The sequence below is a fragment of the Lysinibacillus sp. NPDC098008 genome (genome assembly GCF_044760715.1).
Taxonomy (GTDB): Bacteria; Bacillota; Bacilli; order Bacillales_A; family Planococcaceae; genus Lysinibacillus.
Map to the genome: position 1 here is coordinate 91,627 of NZ_JBIWBA010000008.1, position 24,123 is coordinate 115,749.

A 24,123-nucleotide genomic window follows, 5' to 3' on the forward strand; every position below is an offset into this window, starting at 1 on the left:
ATAGACAAAATGGCCTTTGTGAATAAGCATCTTGCTCGTACTTTGGAGCAACAGCATAGGAGAAGTGTTAGAAGTTTATTTTTAAAAATGGAAGAATTAAATAATAATTGTACAGAATTAAGAAAGCGACTTGAAGCACATATTGACTTTACACAATATCAACCTGCTATTGACTATATTGATCAATTTGTGTCACATACAACGATTCTTCAACTAAAATTTATTACCAATACACAAAATTTAGAAGTAGTTGTCTTACACGCCCTTTTGCTAGATTATATTTTAGAAAATAATGACCAACTAACTTTCGAATATGAAAATAAACTATTGCAAAGTTACCTGCAAGATATTTTCATGTTAAATAATCATGCACAAACACTTTTTACCAACCATCGAGAAAAAATGTTGCGCTATATTCAACAGCACACTAAATAACAAAGGACGACCTTCACTGCATGAAGATCGCCCTTTGTTATTTTTTCTATTGTAGCCCTTTTATCATTAGTGAACGAACTGGCAAGAATTGCTCGCCTGTATCGCCATATGTGAGAATGACCTCATCACCCTCTTGTAAATAAATAGCTAAAGGCTCTGTTTCAGCACTTACTAAATAATTTTCACCATTTTCTAGCAAGAACGATACTGTTGTAAAATCACCTAAACGTTCTTTGTATACACGTAATACTTTTCCACTAGCCTGCTTTTCCTCCGCTTTGGAGCTCCCGTCCACTGTATTTCCTCCACGGCTTAAGGCTGTTTTATATAATTTCAGCGCTTCTTTAGGTGTTGTTGCATAAACAGAAATCTCGGGATTTGCTGCTGATACAATAAAATAGTTTTGTAAAAAGCCATTAGAATCCAGTACAGCCGTTAACCAGCTTGCTTCACCATAAAAGTTATATAACACTGGCATTTCACCAGTCCATTTTTTCTCTATAAATTTCTTTTCAATAATTTGTAAATTACCTTGTGAATCCATATAGCTTGAATCTTGATTTCCTGTATAATATGTTGCTGCACCTGTTCGCGCATTTGTTAAAGAATAGCCCAGCATAGAATCTACGCCCTCTTTTGGACTTGTAAAGTCTGTAAAGTAATACATATCACCATTCTCATCAAAAATTGGGCTAACATTTGATTCTGTTCCCTCATCAGATGGAATTTTTACATCCTTTTTCCCAAACATACTATTCCAGAATCCATGAACATAGTTACCAAAATAACTATTTTGTAAGCTGACCGTTTCGGGTGACACTCCACCATCAATAAATTCCGGAATATTTTTTAGCTCTAGCACCTCTGATTTCCCTGTTAAGGCATCCACTAACACAATCCCTTTCACATCAAAGCCATTACGCGCTGAGATAAATTCACCATATGAGCGAATATAATACGGCTTTCCTTCATCATTAACCTCAAGCTGAACATCCCCATAAAAAATTAGGAATGGATGCTGTAGACGAATATGGCGCTCTAAATTCGCATTTAAGTATGCAGAAGGAACATACTTCATTTCCTCCTTCACAAATCGTGGATTATCTGCTGAGTCTGTCGCACTCATAATAAAATAGCCTGGCGTTGTGTCGCCATTCATCCATTTAAAAAACCCTGAAAATTCAACTGGTGCTATATACACATATTCGCCCTTCACCTTTTGAATTTGAAGACGTCCCAGCTCATAATAACTTGTATTTGGCACTTGTCCAAACGCCTTTTTCATTTTATTGCGTGCAAATTTTGGCGGAACGCTTGCGGGCGTCTGTGTTTCATCGAACGGTGTGATCTCCACCTCTTCCTTCATTTCAGAAGACTTAAATTTTTCATTAGCATTCCATAAAGGTGCTGATAATACATAAATGGCAACGCCTAAACTTGCTAAAAATAAAATGCCCTTTATTTTTCGTTCAATACCACTTGCCAGCAGCGCACCTACTAATGTCAGCACAATAATAGCAGGCCAAAAAACAAGCCAATTTACATCGATTTTTGTTATATATAAAGTGATACCTGTTGCTAACAAGCTTAATATAAAAACACCGATAAAAAAGTAGCCAATAACCTTTTTGGATTTTCCATCCTCACGCTTTTTTGTAATAAGCGGTGTTACTAACACACTTGCGATCACTGCAATGACTGCCGAAGCTATAAGTAGCTTAGTCATTTATTTCATCCTCTCTTCAATTGTATGTCTTCTTAATTTACGGTTACAGATGAAAAAGGTTTCATATTATAAAAGGGTAACTTCTATGCCAAGTGAACACTCTCTATAAAAAATTCTTTTTTAGATAAAGGAATTCTATTAATTAAGAAAGAATTTCAAATGGAGAGGAGCTGAAGCAATTGCTAAAAAAACTATTAATAGCATTTACCATGTTATTCAGCCTTTATTATATTTTTCTTTTTTCCCATATTGCAGAAGGATTAACACTCATCTTTAAAGTCATCCCAATGTTATTGATGATTATATTAGCTACTATTCAAAAACCATTACATGTTCGAAAATACCAACTATTGATTATCACAGGTCTTATATTTTGTATGATTGGCGATTATACATTACAGTGGTTTTTAGTTGGACTAACTAGCTTTTTAATTGGGCATATTTTTTATATTGCTGCATTTGTTACTGCTCATAAACAGCAAGTACCTGCTTGGGCAAAGCTGATTTTATTGCTTTATGGGGCGATGATGGGGATATGGCTTGCGGGGTCTGTATTTCAAACAGGAAGCACCCTACTCGGCATTGCAGTGCTTGCCTATATAGCTATTATTTTTACAATGGGCTGGACAGCCATTCAAACTGGCTCTAAATTTGCTACAATTGGTGCTTTATTATTTATCGCCTCTGATTCCTATTTAGCAATCAATAAATTTGTTGCACCATTAGCTTTTTCTCATGAAGTCATTATGCTGACGTATTATAGCGCCCAATTCCTTATTTCCTTAAGCATCCTTCAATATTCCGAAACCCGAAGTAAAGTGATACAATACTAACATATACACATATAGGAGGCCATATTTTATGAAAGAACAAGTAATTGAGCGATTAATTCGCTATGCAAAAATCGATACACAATCAGACTCTACAAGCGAAACTACGCCTTCCACACAAAAGCAATTTGATCTATTATATGTTTTAAAAGATGAACTTGCTGAAATTGGCTTAACAGATATTACCTTAGATGAAAATGGCTATTTATTTGCTACATTAGAGGCAAATACAAATAAAGAAGTACCAACAATTGGTTTTTTAGCACATGTGGATACAGCAACAGATTATACGGGGACAAATGTGAAGCCACAGCGTGTAGATAACTACGATGGTGGCGATATTCAGTTAAATGAACATTTAGTAATGTCACCAACAGATTTCCCTGAACTGAAAAATTATATTGGTCAAACACTTATTACAACAGATGGTACTACCCTATTAGGCGCAGATGATAAGGCTGGTATTGCTGAAATTATGACGGCTATGGAATACCTTATTCAAAACCCTTCTATCAAACACGGAAAAATTCGTGTAGCCTTTACACCTGATGAAGAAATTGGCCGTGGTCCACATAAATTTGATGTAGCTGCATTTGGAGCAGACTATGCCTATACAATGGATGGTGGGCCACTTGGAGAGCTACAATACGAAAGCTTTAATGCCGCTGGCGTAAAAGTTATTACAAAGGGCACTAGTGTCCATCCTGGCTCTGCTAAAAATAAAATGATAAATGCAATAACAATAGCGATTGCCTTTCAAAATGAAATGCCTGCTGATGCAGTTCCTGAAAAAACAGAGGGCTATGAGGGCTTTATTCATTTAACGAACTTTAATGGATTGATTGAGCATACAGAGCTATCTTATATTGTACGCGACCATGATCGTCAAAAATTTGAAGAGAAAAAACAGTTAATGCTTGATGCAGCAGCTAAAATCCAAGCGCAGTTTGGAAAAGATGCTCTAAGCATTACAATGGAAGATCAATACTATAATATGGGTGAAAAAATTGAACCTGTAAAAGAAATTGTTGACATTGCCCGTGCTGCAATGGAAAAATTAGATATTACACCAAACACTTTACCAATCCGTGGTGGTACAGATGGCTCACAGTTATCCTATATGGGCTTACCAACACCAAATATTTTTGCTGGTGGTGAAAATATGCATGGTAAGTTTGAATATGTATCTGCTGAAACAATGGAGAAAGCAGCACAAGTCATTATTGAAATTGTTCAGCTCTTTGAACAACAGGCACAATAAAAGGTTTTGAATGCTATTGCGAAGAAAGGCTTTCCTTTCTTCGTCATTTTTTCAGCATTAATGACTGAATTTTCACATTACAATATTACATATGGAGTTTTATGATACAACTCCAATTGAGGTGGTCTTGATGAAAGAAATTGCATTAGGCATTTTAGCTTCACTGTTCTTTGCTGTCACATTTATTTTAAATCATGCAATGGAAATGCAGGGAGGTAGCTGGCTTTGGAGTGCATCACTACGATATTTCTTTATGCTCCCCTTTTTGCTGGTGATTGTTTTTTATCGTAAGGGCTTTTCACAGCTAGCTGGAGAAATGAAGGCACAGCCTATTGGATGGTTGCTTTGGAGCTTTGTTGGCTTTGTATTGTTCTATGCACCTTTAACATTTGCAGCGGCATTTGGTCCAGGCTGGCTTGTATCTGGAACATGGCAATTTACCATTGTTGCTGGGGTATTATTAGCCCCCCTCTTTGTTTCTATTATCGCGGGGAAAAAGGTACGGCAAAAGATTCCGTTAATCTCTCTTCTAATCTCTTGTGTCATATTAGTAGGTATTCTACTTATTCAAATACCTCAGGCACAATCTGTTCCATTTAGAAGTTTAATGCTTGGTATTTTGCCTGTTATCATTGCTGCCTTTGCCTATCCTCTAGGGAATCGCAAAATGATGGAAATCTGTGGTGGACGTATTGATACCTTTCAGCGTGTCCTTGGCATGACAATTGCGTCGATGCCAGCATGGATTATTATCGCTATTTACGCCATGATAACAGTGGGACTGCCGTCAGCAAGTCAACTATTCCAATCTTTACTAGTCGGCATTAGTTCAGGCGTTATTGCAACAATCTTATTTTTCATTGCAACAGATCGTGTCAGAGATCATCAGGGAAAGCTTGCTGCTGTAGAAGCAACACAATCAACCGAAATTTTATTTGTAATTATCGGTGAGGTACTACTACTCGGAATAGCCTTCCCAAATCCAATTGCGCTAGCGGGTCTTGGCGTAATTATTATTGGTATGCTATTGCATAGCTACTATACAATGATATTAGGGAGAAAAAGTGCTGTACAACAGTCCACTTCCCCATAAACAGTCCTTTATTGGGCTGTTTTTTTATATGGCATCAATTACACTCCAGCATAATTATACCTGTCGCTAATGCTTTCGGTACATAAAGCATCTTCCGCTGACGCTTCGCTTTCGATACAAAAAGAATTTGCTGAACAAGATAAAAAAAGACGACTCCATCCTATCGTAGGATGAGTCGCCTAGAGATTTTCACGTTCCCAAAAAATGAGGGGGGTTTTAGGAGCGTAATCATGAACTAGCAAACTTCTGGAGAAAAGTAGCTAAAGTTCATCCTCTCTACACTGTATTGTAGAGGAGGAATAATCTTTATACGATAATGATAATCATTATCAATTAAAATGTCAACAATAATCTAAAAAAATCTTAATTTTTTTATCCATGACTTTAATTCATATATATCTTATATGTTTAATGCATTTTACTACATTGCATTCCATTTGTGAAGCAAAAATGATTACTTTATAATTAACTAAATAAAGGAGGATGACCATGCCAGCTTTAACGATGGATCAAGTGCAACAACTAAACTCTTATAGTATTTATACAACTGAGCCTAAGCGGACTTTATTTACATTGGCTGATATACATAAAGATTTTTACCATCCTGATTTTTTAAACTTGATGATGGGCATTACAGATGCAGCAACGGAAACTGCGGCTATTTCCCATTTTGCGCGCCGTTACGGTATGTTTTTTGCTATGCAATTTTATATGCTCGCTGCCTATGATGAGGTTTGGGATGGTAAGCCAATTGAATTGCGCTTTGATGCCGCTAAAGAATTTAATAGCTTTACCGTTGCTATGTTTGCAAACCCTAATGACTGGCGCTATGTTGATGAAGATGAACGTCAGGCCGTTATTGAAAAAATTCTCTATGATGGGCACGTAATTGTTCAACAGCTTCGAAAGGTGACATCTATCTCCCCCCTTACTATTTGGGAAAATTTCTTTGGCTATTTACTATGGCATTATCATGTATTGCTAGCCAACCCCGGCCTAGCTGACCAAGCAATGGAGGATATAGAAGCCTTAGAAAACCCAAAAACATGGGCACGCTTCTCCAATAAATCTTGGTGGGCACAATATACAGGCAATCAAAGCCCAACAAATTTAGTGAATGTTCCTGTTCGCAAATCATGCTGTTTTTCCAAAGATATCCCTGGTTTAATGGCTTGTGGCTTTTGTCCAATGAAAAAATAAAAAAAGCCTTATCCTTCACATTTTGCTTTAGTGAAGGATAAGGTTTTTACTTTTCATATACAACAAACCAATCATTATTTTCTTCAAACATAGCTGTGCCTAAATAGCCCTGCTTTAATAGCTGTTGCTGAGCGGCTATATCCCCCATTGACACCGTTTGCTGATCTGTAAAAATAGGCGGCTTTTGTCGTAAATCTTTATAGAAAATATAACGTAGCTTATCTACATATTTCACCTTTAAGCCTTTAATCACAAGCTGCTGAGAAAATTTATCCTTTAAGCTTGGAATATTATAGGGCTTCACTGTTGAACATATGTAATCATATTTTTCTAAATCAATCTGGTTCATAGCCACCGCCGCTAATGTTTGCTGTAAGCCATAGCCGCGATATTTCGGCGAAACATTAGATATCTCCTGATATAAAACCCGATGGAACTCATGCTCTGCAATGCCACAGTCATACCCAAGATGCTCATCCTCAGCAGGAGGATTTAATAAAGCACGAAAGGCGATTAATTCCTCCCCTACATACGCACCGAGCATCATACCATTGCCATTTAAAATATAGTCAAATTCCTCTGTCGTTAAAGGCTGTAAAATCGTTTGATCTTCTAATGCCTGATAAACCTCCATCTGTAGCTTCTCAATTTGCTGTAAATGCTGAGGTGCTAGTTGTATAACATCAAATGGCGTTTCACCAAGCATACCTGTATAAAGCTTTTTCATACCCTACCCCCTTAGGCTGTAACAACAGCTGAGAACTTACATAATTCCTGAATCACAGCTTCATCTACATCTACACCTAAGCCAGGCTGCTCATTTAAGCAAATAAACGGCACATCATAATGTAGATTGCCCACATCTTTTGAGAACTTAAGTGGTCCTGTTAATTCAACACTTGTCATAATCTTTTTCGAAAATGCTACATGGAAGCCTGCAGCAGAACCTACAGAGGACTCTACCATTGAGCCAACCTGACATTCAATACCTGCCATTTCAGCCATCACAGCAAGCTTCATAGCAGGATAAATGCCCCCGCATTTCATTAATTTAATATTTACTTTATCGGCTGCACGCTTAGCAATAATTTCACGCATTTCACGTACACCACGCAGCCCTTCATCAATCATTAACGTTACATCAGATTTTGATTTAATCTCAACCATTCCATCAATATCTTCACTATTGACTGGTTGCTCTAGCCAATCAATATTTAAGTCTTTCATAACACGTAAGCCTTGTAGTGTAGTAGCTGCATTGCCCCAGCCTTGATTGACATCAACCCGAATCGCAATATCCTCTCCAACACGCTCACGTACTGCTTTAATACGAGCAACATCACGCATAACTTCTGTTCCCACCTTCATTTTAAATGAACGGTAGCCCATTTCTACACGATTAGCTGCCTCCTCTGCCATTGCTTCAGGTGTTCCAATACTTAAAACATGTGTAATTGGGAATTTTTCATGATAGCGTCCACCTAATAGCTGATATACTGGTACGCCCAATGCCTTTCCAGCAATATCGAAGCAGGCAATATCAATCGCTGCCTTTGCGGCTGGTACGTCCTTCACAATTTTGTTCATTTTATCATGCAGCTTTTCAAATGCCATTGGGCTTTCTCCAATAACAGCAGGTGCAAGGTGATTTTTTAATACCGCATAGGTACTTTCCCATGTTTCACCTGTTACATGCTCATCAGGAACAGCTTCTCCATATCCGACAACCCCTGTATCAGTTGTTACTTTTAAAATAATGGAGGGCATTGTATCATATGTAGCATAGCTAATAATAAATGGGTCAATCAATGGTAAATGGATAGCAAAAATATCTACTTGTTGGATTTTCATAATCATTAATCTCCTTCATGTTTTAATAGTCGTTAATATGTCGCTAATTACTGAAAAAAATAGCAAAGGAGTGATGCCTATGTCTACGAAAATAGCGATTATTTGTTCTAAAGCCTTTATGAAACGTATTATTAGTATCGCACAAAATATCCCCAATGTTCAATTAGAATTTTATTTGTACAATCATCCAGCGGAAGCACCTACTCTACTAAAACAAATGAAACCATGTGATGCTCTTTTATTAGGGGGAACATTACCTTATTTACATGCCCAATCATTACTGTCGGAAATTCCAATACCGTGGAATTATCTTAAACAGGATGAAATAGCGATTTCAACAACTTTATTATCACTAGTAGCTACACATGCCATACCAATCAATAGAATTTCGATTGATGTAATGAATCCAATATTTGTTGATAATGTTTTAGCTGAAATAGAATATACTGGTGAAAAGCCATATGTTCAACATATATCCATTACAGAGCCGACTGAAACGATTCTACATCAGCATATTGCCTTATGGAATGCGAAAAGCATTGATTTTGTTATTACAAGTATTCATAGTGTGTTCGACGAATTACAAGCAAGACAAATACCTGCAATGCGTATGTTAGATACAACAAATGCCATTATTCAATGTCTTGAAGAAACAAAATCAAAATCACTATTAACTAAATCTGAATCGGTAAAAGCTGTTGTTGGTTTTTTAGAAATTCCTGAAGATGCCTCTTCTCCATCAACAGTCGTTAGCGAAATTACAAAGGCTACTTTTTCAACCTATAAGCAAATTACCTCGCACTCCTTTGAGCTTTATACAACTGCTGGGCATTTACAAATAGCTCTTGAAAAGGACAACTTAGAGAAGCTTATTCAGAAAATTAATCAGCCATTTAAACTAGCATTTGGCTATGGACATTCTATTTTTGAAGCTACACAACATGCTCAACATGCACTGGCATTTACAAAGCCTCGTGAAATTTATCTTCTTGACGAGCATAAAAATTTATTAGGTCCTTTTCCAAATACAGAAGGCAGGCTAGCTTTAAAAACCAATGATCCATATGTATTGGAAATGGCAAAGCTCACAAATTTAAGCCCATTAAATATTTCTAAAATCATTAACTTTAGTCATGAGCGTCAATCAACTCAATTTACAGCGCAAAACCTTGCTGAATATTTACAAGTTACACGCCGAACAACCGAGCGTATTATTAAAAAGTTAGTTGATAATGGCTATGCAAAGGCTGTGGGTGAGGAAATGACCCATCAGCAAGGTCGCCCTCGCACCATCTATGAATTAAATTTTGCTACATACTAAAATAAAATTCTCGTAGGTGTTTATATGCCTACGAGAATTCTAAGCCATTATACTAGACTTTCAGCTTCTTGCTCTTTTCTACGTTGCTCAGCAGCTGCGATTTCTTCAGGCGTTAATTTTACAATTGCAAATCCGATATAGCCATAAATAATTGAAATAATTGGTACTGCAAAATTCAGAATCGCATATGGTGCATATTCCATAGCGCCTACACCTAATGTTGCTAAAATAAACACACCACAAGTATTCCAAGGGAAGAATACGGAAGTTAATGTTCCCCCATCCTCTAGTGCACGAGATAGGTTTTTAGAATGAAGCCCACGTTTTTGATAAACCCCTGCAAACATACGTGAAGGAACAACAATTGAAATATACTGCTCTGAACATGTCGCATTCGTTGTAATACAAGCAGCAATTGTTGAAGCAATCAAACTACCTGTAGATTTAGCAAGCTTCACAATAACATCCATCAATGCCTTTAACATGCCTGAATATTCTAAAATCCCACCAAATGTCATGGCAACAATTGTCATTGAAACCGTATACATCATGGAATCTAAGCCACCACGATTAAATAAATCATCTACCATAGCGTTGCCTGTCGAAATTGTAAAACCTTCCTGTAATGCTTGTACAGCGCTTGTAGCTGTACCACCCTGTACAAGGATTTGTAGGAGGAAGCCTGCTACAATCCCAATAATTAAAGCTGGAATTGCTGGTACTTTTTTAGCGACTAATACAATAACCCCTACTGGTACAAGCAATAGCCATGGAGAAATAACAAAACTGTCCTCCATCACTTTTAATGTTGTTAAAATTTCCTCTGATTGCATTGAAACATCTGCAAATTTTCTACCCATAATGCCAAAGACAACAAGTGAAATAATCAAGGCTGGAATTGTTGTATAAAGCATATGCTTAATATGGTCAAATAAATCTGTGCCTGTTAATCCTGCTGCAAGATTTGTTGTATCTGATAATGGTGACATTTTATCACCAAAGTATGAGCCTGAAATAACTGCACCCGCAATCATTGCTGCAGGAATTCCCATGCTTAAGCCAATACCCATACCTGCCACACCAATTGTAGCCATTGTTGACCAAGAACTCCCAATAGCTAAAGATACAATTGAACATAGCACCATAATTGTTACTAAGAACCACGCTGGAGAAATTAGCTTTAAACCATAGAAAATCATCGTTGCTACAACGCCGCCACCGATCCATGCACCAATTGTTAAACCTACTAAAATAATAATAACAATAGCAGGTAAAGCTAGACGTATTCCTTTATACATCATTTCTTCAATTTCTGCCCATTTATAGCCATGTAATTTGGCAACAATTGCTGCTACCGTTGTACCAACAAGTAAAGGTACGTGAGGACCTTGCTCTAAAACTACTACAGTAATAAGCATTGCCGTAATCATAATAGCAAAAGTTAGTAGTGCCCAACCTGCATTTATATCTTTCTTCAATTCTCCCATCCCCTTTTTTGCACCAAGCTCTCCTTCGAATTCACAAAGACGCAAATAATTTTTTACGATTTTTAGCTTAATATTCAAAAAATTAAAAGTCAACGCAAAAAAATTATGCTTCTCAAGAGAATTCAACTGTTTTAGCGTAATAAAACGCTTCCAAGTAGCGATTGAAAACCATGTAAATACTTGAATATCCATGCATAAAAAATACTTTAAGACCAAAAAAACTCGAACTTATGCTACAAAATTTTGTAGCTGTTCGAGTTTTCTTTGATAATTTTATTATTCATATTCAGGTGTTTTTGCTAATACAGCCGCAAGAACTTTAGCAGCATCGATTAATGCACGATGATCGAATGTCATTTTTGGATGATGTAAGCCTGGTGCTAAATTTGCGCCAATACCAATCATTGCAGCTTTTAATGTTGGCTTTTTCACTGTATAAAAATGAAAATCATCACTGCCGGGTGTTATTATTTCATTCGCTAAATGCTCCTCACCTAACACTTCAATAATGGCATCCTTTGCCATTTTTGCTGCAATCGGTGATACCTCAGCACCTGGTGTAAAATCAAGCCACTTCCAGTTCATTGTAATATCAAATTGTTGTTGTATAGCCTTTAATCCCGCTTCAATTTTACTACGAAGCAATTCAAGCTGCTCATTATGCTGTGCACGAATATCCATTGAAAAACTAGCATTACCTGGAATAATATTCGTGCTACCGCCATCTGCAATAATTTTTGTGAGCTTTGCGGAATATGGCTCAAATGGTGACAGATGGATGCTATGTAACATCTGCTGTATAGCCATAATTACATCAATAGCATTTTTTCCCTGATGTGGTCTTGCACCATGTGCATCAATCCCCTGAATCATCCCTTCTAAAAAATAGGCTGCACCGTGATGGATAGCTGGAGAAACTTTACCAAGTGGTAACTCTTCAATTGGTCGTAAATGTACGCCAAATAAATGTGATACCCCTTCAACCGCTCCATGGTCAAAGGCTGCACATGCCCCATTGCCAAGCTCCTCAGCAGGCTGGAAAATAAAACGAACACGATGCTGTAATGGTTGATTTTTCAGCAATAATAATGTACCCAGAACCATTGTTATATTTGCATCATGACCACAAGAATGGTTTGCCTGCCATGTGCCATCTACCTCTTGCCACAATGCATCCATATCTGCACGTACCGCAACAATTTCATCGCCCGTTCCAATTTCAGCAATCAGTCCAGGGATATCACCAAATACACGATAGCTTACATTCAATTCATCCAATATCGAGGCAATCTTTTTCGTTGTTTCAAACTCTTTCCAGCTCACTTCTGGATGTGTATGAAAATACTCAAACCATTGATAAATGGTTTCCTCTACTGTTAATGCTTTTGACATGATGACACCTTCTATACATATTTTTTGTTTCCCATTATACATGAATCTATTTTATAAACATATATACATATTTAGACATAGCTAATCAAAAAACTTACTATATTCAATGAATATGCCTTCAATAATCCATTTAGTCATTATTATGTACAAAAGGGCTATATTAAAAGTTTTTCACTTTTAGCATAGCCCTTTCAATCATCCCTATAAACTTGTAAAAAATCCCTCTGGATATTCTTCATAATGTACTTGTGGTGTTTGCTCCTCATGCTTCTCTTCCTCTTGTTGAAAGTCAAACTCCTGATCCATTAAATATGTTTCAAATTTTGAGTTGAATAATTTACCCATTGTACCACTCCTTAATTTATTGAATTTTCTGATAAAAAGATTATACAATGAAAAATTAATAAAAAGCAATGATTTATACGCATTATGCATTATATATATCAAACATATCTCATAATTAGATGGAATATCATCTGCATATAGACTTTCCTTAAATTACAAAAAGGGCATTGAGTTTCAATATCTCAATGCCCTTTGTCAACAGTCTGAAGCCTAGACTATAGTTTCCTCCGCTACAAGTTCTTATTTTAATTTATTATATGAAAATAAAATTTTGAAAGCTTCAGTAGTCAAGCTTTAAGATGCCGTCATACCTGTTTTATTGTTAGTATTAGGATGATTGCCCTTTTTATTAGATAAAAATTGAATGACAAACATCACGATAAAGATGGCTAATCCAGTCCAATCTGAAAATTTCTCTGGATAAATAAGTAATAGCCCTGCCGCAATAATAATGATTCTTTCAAACCAAAATAATTTACGATACCAATAGCCAATAACTCCTGCACCAATTGCTACCATCCCTGTTATGGCTGTAAATACTACCCATAATATTTGAGGTACAGTTGTATCAATCATTAATAGGGCTGGTGAAAAGACAATCATATATGGAATAATAAATGCCGCAATGGCTAGCTTTGCTGAGTTAACGCCTGTTTTAATAGGATCGCCGCCCGAAATGCCCGAAGCTGCAAAGGCTGCAAGCGCTACTGGTGGTGTAATATCCGCAATAATACCAAAATAGAACACAAAGAAATGAGCAGATAATAAAACTACTACTGGCACTAATTCTTGTGGCGTATTTGGTGATAATAACGCTACAATTGCTGGTGCAGCAATTGTTGATGTAATAACATAGTTAGCAGTAGTAGGTGCTCCCATACCTAGAATTAAAGAAGCAATCATAACAAAAATTAATGTTAAAATAATACTACCACCAGCTAAAGCTACTAAGCTATTGGCTAAACTTAAACCAAGACCTGTTTTTACTACAACACCTACAATAATTCCAGCACAGGCTGTAGCTGCCACTACCCCTAAAGCCGTACGGGCACCTTCAACTAGTGCTTCAACCACATCTTTAGGCTTTAGACGTGTTTCCTTATTAAACATAGCCACACCAATTGAAATAATAATTCCATATAATGCTGCATGCATAACTGGTGTACCTGTTAACATTAATATGATAATAGCAATAATAGGGAGCAGCAAATAAATTTTCTTAAATACCTCTCGGCGGTTAGGCATCTGGTCATCACTTAAACCACTTAAGCCAACTCGCTTTGCTTCAAAATGCGTCATAATCCAAATACCTGTAAAATATAGCAGTGCTGGAATAGCCGCAGCCTTTGCAATATCCCAATACGTAATACCGCGACCAATAAACTCAACCATTAAAAATGCTGCTGCACCCATAATTGGTGGCATCAGTTGACCACCTGTTGATGCTGCCGCTTCAACTCCACCTGCAAACTCTTTACGATAGCCTAGCTTTTTCATCATTGGAATTGTATAGGACCCTGATGTTACTACATTTGCTACAGAACTCCCTGAAATTGTACCTTGCAGTGCACTTGAAAACACAGCTACTTTTGCAGGTCCACCAATTAATTTACCAGCTAGCGCAACTGCTAAGTCATTAAAATATTGACCTACTCCCGTTTTCACAAGAAATGCACCAAATAGTAAAAAGACAAAAATAAATGTGGCTGATACACTAATTGGGGTACCAAATATACCATCTGTTGTAAAATACATAAGGTTTACGATACTTTCTAAATCTTGCCCTCTATGTGCCATAAATGCTGGGAAATATGGACCATAGTATGCATAAACTAAGAAAACAGCAGCAATAATAGTAATCGGTAATCCTACAGCACGTCGAGCAGCCTCCAACACTAATACAACCGCTATTAAACCAACGAAAAAGTCTATTTGTGTGATTGTACCATTGCTATTTACAAGCTCTTTATAATTCATCGTCCAATAAGAGCCAACCCCGATAGATAACAATGCTAAAATATAATCAAACCAGGCAATTTTATGCTTCGGTGCCTTTTTACGTGCAGGGAATAATAGAAAAATAAGTGTTAAACCGAAGCCTAAATGAATGCTGCGTTGAATTTGAGCTGGAAATTGCCCAAAAATAGCCGTATAAAGCTGGTACAATGAAAATGCTAAAAGACCAAAGAAAATAACATGCTTCATTATACCTGTTACAGTTCTTACATTTGATTCAATATCATATTTTTCGAGTATGGCCTGTTGCTCTTCAGCAGAAATTTGCTCGAACTCTTCTATATTCTTTTCTTGTTTTTTCGATTTTTCTTTTGTTGTCATTTCAGTCTAACTCCTTTCCACTGTTCATATAACGATAATCGCTTTATTTCAAATAAGTAGGATTTTCCCCTTTGTAAATCTTTTTTTAAATCATATTCAACACCTTTATAAATCCATACAAGCTCTAAGTCCAGATCCCCTATATAAATGGTAAAGTTATCAATTATTTTATGATTGTCAAAAGACAGAAAATACTTGCCATCTCGTTGTGTCAATGTTTGGTTTTCTTCTGCATAGCCAGGCATACCAATCGCTAAATCCTCATATTCCATCCTTAACATTTGTATACGATCATCTTCTACATATTGGTAAAATTCCACTACATCTGAGTGATGTATTGAGTGTGTATATCTAATTTGAAATTTATTATCTTTTGTAAGTAGTATATAGTGCTGTTTTGGTTGCTCTGCTCGTGTTTCTGTAAAAACGAAGGCCTTTTGAAGTGGAAAAAATATAACCATGCATAGGCAAAAACAGCATAAAACTACTACTATCATCAATTTTCGCTGTCGCATTTTATCTATACCCCACTTTAAAAGTTATTCGTCTATTCTAACAGTAAGAAAGAGGCTCGAAGTTTTATGCAACCCGAACCTCTTTGTGTTTTAGGCAATCGTCATGTATAGTCAGAGCGTTTCGCCATTATTTTTTCTCATCAAAGTATTTTTGAGCCCCTGGATGCACATCAATACTAATACCATCTAGACCTGTTTCAGCTTTAATAAACTCTCCCTTAGGGTGAGAAATTTTATCTGGATTGTCATAAATAGCTTTTGTCATTGAGTAAACAATTTCCTCTGGTAAGTCCTTGTTCACTGCTAACATTGCAAGCACTGAAACTGTTTCTACATCATTTGCAAGACCATACGTACCTGCTTTTATTGTATCCTTTGCATAGTAAGGGTACTTAGCAATTAACTCATCTGCTTTACCCGCATCAACACCAATAATATTCACTTTCGTTGTAGCATTTAATGCTTCAACAGCAGCTGTTGGTGTACCCGCTGTAATAAAGGCTGCATCAATTTGACCTGATTGAAGACCGTCCGTTGATTCACCGAAGTCAAGATTTTGCGGCTTAATATCATCCATCGTTAAACCATGAATTTCAAGCAATTGCTCTGCATTCGCATATGTTCCCGAACCTGGTGCCCCTACAGATATCTTTTTCCCTTTTAAATCAGCATACGTTTTAATACCTGAAGCTTCAGTTGTTACTAATTGTATTGTTTCAGGATAAAGTGCACCTAAGGCTGCAATTGTATCAATTTTATTGCCCTCAAACATTAATGTACCTTCAGTAGCATAGTATGCAATATCCGTTTGAACAAAGGCAATTTCTCCTTTACCTTCCTGTAAAGCCGTCATATTGGCAGCAGATGCTTGCGACACCTCAGCAGTTGTTTTAATATCTGTTTCTGTTGTAATTAAATCAGCAAATGTACCACCAAGTGCATAGTAAGTACCTTGTGTACCACCTGTTAATAGGCTTAAGAACTTTGGCTTATCAGCTGATGTTGCAGAATCATCTCCATCATCTGTATCCTTTGCACCATCCCCACTATTTGACCCACATGCTGCTAAAACCATTAGTGCAAGAATACTTAGCAGCATCAATAATCTAAATTGCTTTTTCTTCATCATAACCTTCCCCCTTTAGTTAAAATTAAGAATCTATTTAAAATTATCAAATATAGTATAATAATGTCAATCTATTTATAGTAAATTCAGTATATTATTACTATTTAAAGTAATCTATCTATAGGTATGTATCATTTGTCTAATTCCCCATCTTCTTTACAATAAACATTATTTTTTATCTAAATCAAGTACGCACCAGCGTAATTGTATCTGCTGCTGAGGACGTTTGGATACCAAAATAAAACTGTATCCCTTATCAAGCAGATACAGTTTCTATGTTATTTTATTGAATAACACCACAAGCAATTCTTGCTCCTGAGTTGCCTGCTGGGTCTGTTTTATAATCATCCGCTGATTCATGAATAACAATAGTGCTACCATCACTATCGAACAATGAATTTACTTGATCTTTTTGCAAAGTCAGCCCTTCTGCTAAAAAGTCTACATCCACATTGCCATCCTCGCCAATCTCTAAATTCGGTAAATCCCCTAAATGATAGCCTTTTGGATTTAGCTTGCCATGCTCCTTATTCGTTGGATTAAAGTGCGCACCAGCGGATTCAAATTTAGGTGGCTCACACTTTCCTACCTCATGAATATGAATGCCATGTGTCCCTGGCGGTAAACCTGTTAATGCTAATGTTAGCCTCACACCATTATCCTCTTCCTGAAAATAGGCATTTCCATAACTTTCATTATTAGCGCCAATTACTTTAGCGGTAGCTGTTAATTGTGATGCATTGACAGGCACCTGCTCCTCCTTTTTATCAAAGAAACTACAGCCACTAACAAAAACTAATAAAGAAAGGCCCATTAAGCTTATTTTTTTCATTGACAATACCTCCTTTATTTCTGATGGTTGCCAACTTAGCCTCTACTTATGCAGTACAAAAGGGATTTCTCAAAGTTTCGAGAAATCCCTTATCTCACTTAATTCAAAATCTTCACCGTTACCGTTTTAACACCCCATTCGAGTGCTTGTCCCTTCGATGGAATAAACACATCAATTTTATTTCCCTTAATCGCTCCCCCTGTATCAGCAGCTATTGCTTCACCATAGCCTTCCACCCAAACCTTTGTCCCCAAAGGAATTACGCGTGGGTCTACCGCAATAACCTTTAAATTTGGATTCGAGCGAATATCCGTGCCATTTGCTGTAATACCTGAGCACCCTTCACAATATGCTGTATATGCAGTCGCACGCATTGTTAATGTTTTATTATCATTATTTGCTGGAGCACTTGCAGGTTTTGTTTGTGCTGTTGCTGGCTTTGTCGAGGCACTTTCAGAAGCTTTCGGTTTTGCCTTTGCTGCTGAAGCTTTAATAGCCAATGCTTCGCCTGCATATATTAAATCTGATGCAAGATGATTCCATGTCTTTAACTCATCTACTGAAATATTATTTTTACGTGCTATAGAAAATAATGTATCACCCTTTTTGATCATATACTGACCATCTGGCATTTTTTTCTGTTCTTCATTTTCCTTTTGTTCCAATGAAAGCGACAATGAATCAATCTGATTTAGCTGTTGAAATTCGCCAACCGCTAACGTATAAATTTGAGGGATTGTCCATAGAGTATTATCTGGAAAATTTGCTGCTAATTGAGTGTTGGCGGAAGATGGACTAGCATACAGACTAAAACTAACGGACAATGCGACTGCTATCGCTAATGCTTTTTTCTTCATAGTAAGTAATACCTCCATTATTTTAATTACTTTTTGCAAATTTATTACTAGCGCACTAGAGTTAAGCACTCTAGTATACAAGCAACAATAAATTCACAACTTTATAAATCAGGATTATTTACCTGATATTAGGGATTATTGCTATAAAAACGGAAAAATATACAATTTCGATGATTTTTTTAACAATTTAAGCGATTGGTATTTATGTAGGTGTGATTTTAAGAGGAATTAAATTTTATCTTGGATATCCAAATTTTTAGCCGATAAAAAGGAAAAGGAGGAATGTAATAATGGAAATTAATTCACTTATGTCCGCGCAATTGTTGGAGCTTCAACAAACTGTCCAGATGAGTGTGATGCAGAATGCGCTCAATGTAAATACTTCTGCAGCTATGGAATTACTAGAAGACATGCCTCAACAGCAAGCACCCCATCCGTATAAGGGGTCAATGGTTGATATTTCAGTTTAAATGCAAGCTAAAGAGCATGCTAGTATTTATTGACTAGCATGCCCTTTAATATAAACCACCTATTATTTAATAATCATTTGTCGCATATTTTTTACTACACATACACAATTTCTTCCCGAATGCTTTGCTTGATACAAAGCATGATCTGCAATTTCTATCAATTGATTTGGACTTTGGATATTCGGCGCAAATGCAGTAATGCCCGCAGACATTGTCACTGGTTTACCACAGACCGTTTCTTGTAAAGCCTGTTTAATACGTAAATTTTCAGCTAATGCTACAGCATCATCTATTGTCTTGGTAGGCAATATAATCATAAATTCCTCTCCACCATATCTAAAGCACATGCCCTGATTCTTTATGCACTCCTGCATACGGTGAGCAAAATCTTTTAGCACCTCATCCCCTACCATATGACCATATGTATCATTGATACTTTTAAAATCATCTAAATCAATTAAAATAATAGTATGCGGCACTTTATTGAGAATTAAGTCATTTAAGGCTTGATCCATTTGTCTTCGATTAGGGATACCTGTTAACGCATCTAAATTCAATTGATTTGTTAAATCCTTAATTTTACTGTCTGAGCAAACTATCATATTTTGCACGCTTTTTTTCAATAGGTCTGCTTCATAATACCAAGTCATAGTCTTTTGTACCCCCTCCCCTCGCTCTATCATTACTGAGAGGACATTTAAAGGCTTTGTAATCTTTCGTGCAAATCCTATTGCAAGCACTATTATGATAGCCGTTAATATAATAATTGGAACAATACTTTTCTTAAACAATAAGCTAAAGGAAACAGCACGATTATCAGCGATTTGCTCCATAGTAGAACTATTCATTGTTAATTTTTGTAGATCATCTTCAGTTATAGATGAAATTTCATAAAAGCTTCGATAGCTGCTCCAAATACTGACGCTAGATGTCACAAGCACCACTATTATCGCCATACTTACAATAAGAAACGATAACTTTAACTTGAATTTACCCACAATAGATTATTTCTCCCACCTGAGATGATTTTTCATTGTATCTTATCCATGTTTTAACTTATTCTAATTATTCAATCATCATACGTCATGTCACTTAAAGAAAACTTAACATCATCTAGCGACTTTATTGCTCAAATAATAACCGAGAAGTAAATACTAAATTGAGCGCTTTTCTTTAAACTTAAAGTTTTCTTTTATAGCATAAAAAGCAAAAATCGCACGCTCTAAAAGGGTGCGATTTTTACCAAATAATTGGCTTTGCTACCATTAACCATAGCATAATAAGCAATAATACAATATACATCCATGCTTTTCGCTGTAACAGTGCAACAAATTGCTGCTGATGATAGGCAGGTGTATTAAATGTACGCAATGTCGGCTTAAAGGCTCTTGCCAAAAACACAATGGATGCAAGCATTACAAGAAAAGTGAGCGCAATCCATGAAGTATTCCAGGCATAACCCGCATACCACATTAATAAAATACCTGATATAACAAGAACATGACCTGAATGCTTTACAATCGCAATAGCGCCCTTAAAGGCTTCTATATAGGGAGGCATATCATCATTTGAAGCTGTACGCATTTTCTTAATGATTGTTAAGACAACAAACAAAGGTCCAATCGAAAGTACAGCACTTAAAATATGTATATAAAGAAGAAGTGTATATATTGAAAACATTAGTTGAACTCCTCTCTTTAGCAATCCCCTACATTATAACATTCAACCATAGCCTGCTTGGTTAGCATTTGTGAACCCTTTGTAAACATAGGCTGAATCATTGTTAAATTGTTTGAAAAGAACACAAAGAGGGTAAAAATTATAGTACCATGCACTTATAGAATAAAAGGAGTGATTTTTATAGGAATTCATCAATTTTTTACAAGCCTCAATGATTTAGAACGTATTATTCGTTGTCCTGGCCGCTTCAAATTTGAGGAGCATAATGTAGCAGCCCATTCTTGGAAAGTATCACAGTATGCTATGTTCTTTGCTACATTAGAGGAAATGAATGGCGCTGAGGTTGATTGGAAATCTTTATATGAAAAAACAATCAATCATGACTTTGCGGAAGTGTTTATTGGTGATATTAAAACACCTGTCAAACACGCAAGCCCAGAGCTAAAGCAAATGCTAGCACATGTGGAAGAAAAGATGATGGAAAAATTTATTGTCAATGAAATCCCACAGGAGTTTCAAGCTATCTTCTTTGAGCGTATGAAAGAAGGCAAAGATGATACTTTAGAGGGTCGTCTTCTTGAATTCGCGGATAAGCTTGATCAATTTTATGAGGCTTTTGCAGAATTAAAACGTGGTAATACAGATAAGGAATTCGTCTATATGTATCAAACAGCGCTATCTAAGCTTTTAGCCATCCCACTTGAAGCAACAGTCCGTTATTTCCGTACTGAAATTTTAAAGGACGCTGTTAAAGAAAAAACACATATTGATATTCAAGCATTAACAAATGAAGTGCTTACAGCAACTTAATAATGTGCATGTACAAGTTTTCCGCATGAAAGAAAAATTCACGGAAGGCTTTTTTTATTTTCGAGAAAAAGTCGTATAATAGGAGGAGATTGGGGGAAAACATTTTGTCACAAAAATGCGCCATTATAAAAGATTTATTACCACTTTATCAAAAGGAGCTGCTCCAAGCACCAACAAAGGCATTTGTCGAGCAGCATTTAGCAGCATGCCCACAATGTCAACAGCTTGCTAGTGCCAAGCAAGCTATTCAGCACGATTCCCCTATGAAAAAAACCTTAGCTTTTTTTCATATTATCTTTATTGTACTGTCATTTATGTTTGCGCTTAACTCATCCCTGCTAGGTAATCAACAAGGCTTTATGATCTCCTATGCAATTTTTGGGTGTCTTTCTTATTTGTTCTATAAAAATATTTGGATTGTTTTTATTATTAGCTCTGTGCCTGTATTTGTTTGGGCTATTATTCATAATCTACATAACGGACTCTATACATTCGCCTACTCCTTTGCAGAAATAGGTGCATTACTAATTGGTGCAGGCTATATCGCGCTATTACATACGATTTTCGCCTTAATCGGTGCAGCTTTTGCTATTACGATGCGTAAAGCTTCAAGAAAAAAAGCACCTTAAACTTTTAACTAAGTTTAGGTGCATTATTGCGCTTTAAGCTTTTTTCACAAACTCTGACTTTAATTTCATGGCACCAAAGCCATCAATTTTACAGTCAATATTATGGTCACCTTCCACAAGGCGAATACTTTTCACCTTTGTGCCAATTTTTAATGTGGAAGAGCTACCCTTTACCTTTAAATCCTTAATAATAGTAACTGAATCACCATCAGCAAGCAGATTGCCATTCGCATCCTTAACAATTAGAGCCTCTGATTCCTGTTCAGTTGCCTCCATACTCCACTCATGTGCACATTCTGGGCACACATAATTAACACCGTCCTCATATGTATATTCAGAATGACATTGTGGACAATTTGGATAAGCTGCCATTTTGCTTCCTCCTTTACTTTTTTACAAGGTAAACCTCTATATGCCTATATCTTTACATAGTCCGCCATAATAAGCAAAGGTTGTTCGTCTTTTTCATACCTATTTGTAAAAAAACTTTATATATGGATTGGCACATCTAACCATTGACATATTTGTTAAAACCCTCTTACTTGCAAGTTGGTTAATCATGTTTTATTATATCCATAAAGGCTGCATTGTTCGTATAATATTAAGTTTTAACCTTTAAGCTGTAAAAGGGAGTTTTATTATTGGAGTTGGAATGACGGGCCTCACACCAAGGTGCATGAGGATAAGCAGGAAGGCTTCTGCGAACACCCACTTTGAGGAGTGGTGGTTTAAAACTTTCTATAATAACTACGGCATACGCGGCTTTTTACTTATCCTATATATATCAAGGGTTTAGAGCTACTTAAGAAAGTTCAAAGGTCATTGAAAAAAATTACCGAAACCTCACTTGGTGTTAAAATTCACGATAAATAATGATAAATAATAGCACAGACCACTCGATCATGGGTGGTCTTTTATATTACCATTCCAACCAATTTTCTAAATTTGGTCTACTACATATTTCTGCATGGCGCTCATGCTCATCTAACCAACCATAAAAAGGAGGGGGTAAAGTTGACTGAAAAGAAAACGTCTGAGGCTCAAAAACGTGCTACGCAAGCCTATCGGGAAAAGAATCGAGAAAAGACACGAAAACAATCGGCAAAGAGTGCAGCAAAAACGTATATCAATAAATATGCTGATTTAGAGGACTTAGCTGAGTTAAAGCAGCTCATTAAGGCAAAAGAAAATGAACTACAAAGTGAATAAACAAAAAATGTCCAGGTACTCACTGATAAATGAGTGCCTAGTCATTTGGCTATATGGCTTTAAAAACTTGTACTTTCTTATGTTAAATTAACTATTTAATCCTGCCCTATTTTTAAAAATTGAATATATAAATTGTATTTAGGTTATATTAATCATATAATTTTCAAAAAAACAACTTTTTTTAGAAATAGAGAGGTGATTTTCATGAGATATGATACTCTATCCACAGTAAACTTAGCCAAGGCTTTTGCTGGCGAGGACTGGACATGCCATAATCCAAAATGGCGATATAGTCTTTATCTTCTTTTACTAAGTATCGCTCAATCTGTAATTCATCTGCTTCGTTAAATGTTGCTAAAATATCCTTATCCTCAAGAATTTGTTTACCATAGGCTATTGCATTATATTCCCTATTTGAATTCATGATTTCTTTTTCTATGCTTATAAACTTTCTATCATTTTGAATGAATGTCAACATATCCAGCTCTCCTATACTTTCAATCTATTGTTATTAACCTACACCATTAATTTATAATTCCCTATAATGTTTTAGTTAATATGCACAATCAAGCGTGTTGTTAGAAGGAAAACGGGGCTGTCCAAAAAGTCAGTGAAAACTGACCTTTTGCGACACCCCTTTTAATTTTTCTAAAAAAGGCAACAAAAAAATCGCCACTTCTAGTAAAATGAAAGTACCACACAATCACTAGTAGAAAG

The 24,123-nt window shown here is 36.2% G+C and carries 25 protein-coding genes and 1 other RNA gene; 11 read left to right on the top strand and 15 right to left on the bottom strand.

Going from position 1 to position 24,123, the window contains the following annotated elements; translation table 11 throughout:
- The first annotated feature begins 9 nt into the window (after nt 1-9).
- Nucleotides 10-435 carry a hypothetical protein gene (locus tag ACIQVU_RS09785; protein WP_340804086.1) on the top strand — a complete coding sequence of 142 codons (426 nt, stop codon included), beginning with the start codon at nt 10-12 and terminating at the stop codon, nt 433-435.
- A gap of 46 nt (nt 436-481) precedes the next feature.
- On the opposite strand, the gene ACIQVU_RS09790 is transcribed toward ACIQVU_RS09785, so the two are convergent.
- Nucleotides 482-2,161, bottom strand: coding sequence for a hypothetical protein (locus ACIQVU_RS09790; protein WP_402895230.1), 1,680 nt, complete (start codon nt 2,159-2,161; stop codon nt 482-484).
- Between the two features lie 179 nt (nt 2,162-2,340).
- On the opposite strand from ACIQVU_RS09790, the gene ACIQVU_RS09795 reads away from it, so the two are divergent.
- From ACIQVU_RS09795 to ACIQVU_RS09810, 4 genes are all read left to right on the top strand, one after another.
- Nucleotides 2,341-2,994, top strand: coding sequence for a lysoplasmalogenase (locus tag ACIQVU_RS09795; protein WP_402895233.1), 654 nt, complete (start codon nt 2,341-2,343; stop codon nt 2,992-2,994).
- Nucleotides 2,995-3,022: 28 nt separating this feature from the next.
- The gene (gene pepT, locus ACIQVU_RS09800) at nt 3,023-4,252 is read left to right on the top strand and encodes a peptidase T (RefSeq protein ID WP_340804084.1); all 1,230 of its coding nucleotides are present in this window, start codon (nt 3,023-3,025) and stop codon (nt 4,250-4,252) included.
- 130 nt (nt 4,253-4,382) lie between these two features.
- Entirely contained in the window at nt 4,383-5,345 is a 963-nt protein-coding gene (locus tag ACIQVU_RS09805; RefSeq protein WP_340804083.1) for a DMT family transporter, read from the top strand.
- 489 nt (nt 5,346-5,834) lie between these two features.
- Nucleotides 5,835-6,545 carry a Fe-S oxidoreductase gene (locus ACIQVU_RS09810; RefSeq protein ID WP_340804081.1) on the top strand — a complete coding sequence of 237 codons (711 nt, stop codon included), beginning with the start codon at nt 5,835-5,837 and terminating at the stop codon, nt 6,543-6,545.
- 46 nt (nt 6,546-6,591) lie between these two features.
- On the opposite strand, the gene ACIQVU_RS09815 is transcribed toward ACIQVU_RS09810, so the two are convergent.
- Together ACIQVU_RS09815 and ACIQVU_RS09820 are read right to left on the bottom strand one after the other, a co-directional pair.
- On the bottom strand, nt 6,592-7,272 hold the full coding sequence (locus ACIQVU_RS09815) for a GNAT family N-acetyltransferase (RefSeq protein WP_340804080.1): 681 nt from the start codon (nt 7,270-7,272) through the stop codon (nt 6,592-6,594).
- A gap of 11 nt (nt 7,273-7,283) precedes the next feature.
- Nucleotides 7,284-8,396: a mandelate racemase/muconate lactonizing enzyme family protein gene (locus ACIQVU_RS09820; protein ID WP_340804079.1), complete on the bottom strand. Its 1,113-nt coding sequence runs from the start codon at nt 8,394-8,396 to the stop codon at nt 7,284-7,286.
- A 79-nt stretch (nt 8,397-8,475) separates the two neighbouring features.
- Between ACIQVU_RS09820 and ACIQVU_RS09825 the strand changes: the two genes are divergently transcribed.
- Nucleotides 8,476-9,717: a hypothetical protein gene (locus ACIQVU_RS09825; RefSeq protein WP_340804078.1), complete on the top strand. Its 1,242-nt coding sequence runs from the start codon at nt 8,476-8,478 to the stop codon at nt 9,715-9,717.
- A 47-nt stretch (nt 9,718-9,764) separates the two neighbouring features.
- Here ACIQVU_RS09825 and nhaC read toward each other — a convergent pair whose 3' ends face one another.
- The 8 genes from nhaC to ACIQVU_RS09865 form a co-directional block, all read right to left on the bottom strand.
- Nucleotides 9,765-11,195, bottom strand: coding sequence for a Na+/H+ antiporter NhaC (gene nhaC / locus ACIQVU_RS09830; RefSeq protein ID WP_340808507.1), 1,431 nt, complete (start codon nt 11,193-11,195; stop codon nt 9,765-9,767).
- 285 nt (nt 11,196-11,480) lie between these two features.
- Nucleotides 11,481-12,596 carry an amidohydrolase gene (locus ACIQVU_RS09835; RefSeq protein ID WP_340804076.1) on the bottom strand — a complete coding sequence of 372 codons (1,116 nt, stop codon included), beginning with the start codon at nt 12,594-12,596 and terminating at the stop codon, nt 11,481-11,483.
- Between the two features lie 201 nt (nt 12,597-12,797).
- Nucleotides 12,798-12,941: a hypothetical protein gene (locus ACIQVU_RS09840; protein ID WP_340804074.1), complete on the bottom strand. Its 144-nt coding sequence runs from the start codon at nt 12,939-12,941 to the stop codon at nt 12,798-12,800.
- 294 nt (nt 12,942-13,235) lie between these two features.
- Nucleotides 13,236-15,278 carry a TRAP transporter permease gene (locus ACIQVU_RS09845; RefSeq protein WP_402895241.1) on the bottom strand — a complete coding sequence of 681 codons (2,043 nt, stop codon included), beginning with the start codon at nt 15,276-15,278 and terminating at the stop codon, nt 13,236-13,238.
- On the bottom strand, nt 15,275-15,793 hold the full coding sequence (locus ACIQVU_RS09850) for a DUF1850 domain-containing protein (protein WP_402895244.1): 519 nt from the start codon (nt 15,791-15,793) through the stop codon (nt 15,275-15,277). Before ACIQVU_RS09850 ends, ACIQVU_RS09845 begins: the two co-directional genes overlap by 4 nt.
- A gap of 127 nt (nt 15,794-15,920) precedes the next feature.
- On the bottom strand, nt 15,921-16,919 hold the full coding sequence (locus ACIQVU_RS09855) for a TAXI family TRAP transporter solute-binding subunit (RefSeq protein WP_340808506.1): 999 nt from the start codon (nt 16,917-16,919) through the stop codon (nt 15,921-15,923).
- Nucleotides 16,920-17,202: 283 nt separating this feature from the next.
- Nucleotides 17,203-17,751 carry a superoxide dismutase family protein gene (locus ACIQVU_RS09860; protein WP_340804071.1) on the bottom strand — a complete coding sequence of 183 codons (549 nt, stop codon included), beginning with the start codon at nt 17,749-17,751 and terminating at the stop codon, nt 17,203-17,205.
- A 98-nt stretch (nt 17,752-17,849) separates the two neighbouring features.
- Nucleotides 17,850-18,608: a 3D domain-containing protein gene (locus tag ACIQVU_RS09865; protein ID WP_340804069.1), complete on the bottom strand. Its 759-nt coding sequence runs from the start codon at nt 18,606-18,608 to the stop codon at nt 17,850-17,852.
- Between the two features lie 290 nt (nt 18,609-18,898).
- Between ACIQVU_RS09865 and ACIQVU_RS09870 the strand changes: the two genes are divergently transcribed.
- Nucleotides 18,899-19,078, top strand: a complete 180-nt coding sequence (locus tag ACIQVU_RS09870; protein ID WP_340804068.1) for a putative motility protein — start codon at nt 18,899-18,901, stop codon at nt 19,076-19,078.
- Between the two features lie 62 nt (nt 19,079-19,140).
- Here the strand turns inward: ACIQVU_RS09870 and ACIQVU_RS09875 are convergent, their stop codons facing one another.
- Together ACIQVU_RS09875 and ACIQVU_RS09880 are read right to left on the bottom strand one after the other, a co-directional pair.
- The gene (locus ACIQVU_RS09875) at nt 19,141-20,076 is read right to left on the bottom strand and encodes a GGDEF domain-containing protein (protein ID WP_402895249.1); all 936 of its coding nucleotides are present in this window, start codon (nt 20,074-20,076) and stop codon (nt 19,141-19,143) included.
- Between the two features lie 241 nt (nt 20,077-20,317).
- The gene (locus tag ACIQVU_RS09880) at nt 20,318-20,758 is read right to left on the bottom strand and encodes a DUF2269 family protein (RefSeq protein WP_340804066.1); all 441 of its coding nucleotides are present in this window, start codon (nt 20,756-20,758) and stop codon (nt 20,318-20,320) included.
- A 171-nt stretch (nt 20,759-20,929) separates the two neighbouring features.
- On the opposite strand from ACIQVU_RS09880, the gene ACIQVU_RS09885 reads away from it, so the two are divergent.
- Both ACIQVU_RS09885 and ACIQVU_RS09890 read left to right on the top strand, forming a co-directional pair.
- Nucleotides 20,930-21,568, top strand: coding sequence for a YfbR-like 5'-deoxynucleotidase (locus tag ACIQVU_RS09885; RefSeq protein ID WP_340804065.1), 639 nt, complete (start codon nt 20,930-20,932; stop codon nt 21,566-21,568).
- A 104-nt stretch (nt 21,569-21,672) separates the two neighbouring features.
- Nucleotides 21,673-22,197, top strand: a complete 525-nt coding sequence (locus tag ACIQVU_RS09890; protein WP_340804064.1) for a zf-HC2 domain-containing protein — start codon at nt 21,673-21,675, stop codon at nt 22,195-22,197.
- Nucleotides 22,198-22,230: 33 nt separating this feature from the next.
- Here the strand turns inward: ACIQVU_RS09890 and ACIQVU_RS09895 are convergent, their stop codons facing one another.
- Entirely contained in the window at nt 22,231-22,569 is a 339-nt protein-coding gene (locus tag ACIQVU_RS09895; protein ID WP_340804062.1) for a zinc ribbon domain-containing protein YjdM, read from the bottom strand.
- A 204-nt stretch (nt 22,570-22,773) separates the two neighbouring features.
- Here ACIQVU_RS09895 and ssrS point away from each other — a divergent pair.
- Nucleotides 22,774-22,966: non-coding RNA, 6S RNA (gene ssrS, locus ACIQVU_RS09900), on the top strand.
- 245 nt (nt 22,967-23,211) lie between these two features.
- A complete protein-coding gene (locus tag ACIQVU_RS09905) occupies nt 23,212-23,406 on the top strand; it encodes a hypothetical protein (RefSeq protein ID WP_402895254.1) in 195 nt (64 codons plus the stop codon).
- A gap of 202 nt (nt 23,407-23,608) precedes the next feature.
- Here the strand turns inward: ACIQVU_RS09905 and ACIQVU_RS09910 are convergent, their stop codons facing one another.
- Nucleotides 23,609-23,884 carry a hypothetical protein gene (locus ACIQVU_RS09910; protein WP_402895257.1) on the bottom strand — a complete coding sequence of 92 codons (276 nt, stop codon included), beginning with the start codon at nt 23,882-23,884 and terminating at the stop codon, nt 23,609-23,611.
- Between the last annotated feature and the right edge of the window lie 239 nt (nt 23,885-24,123).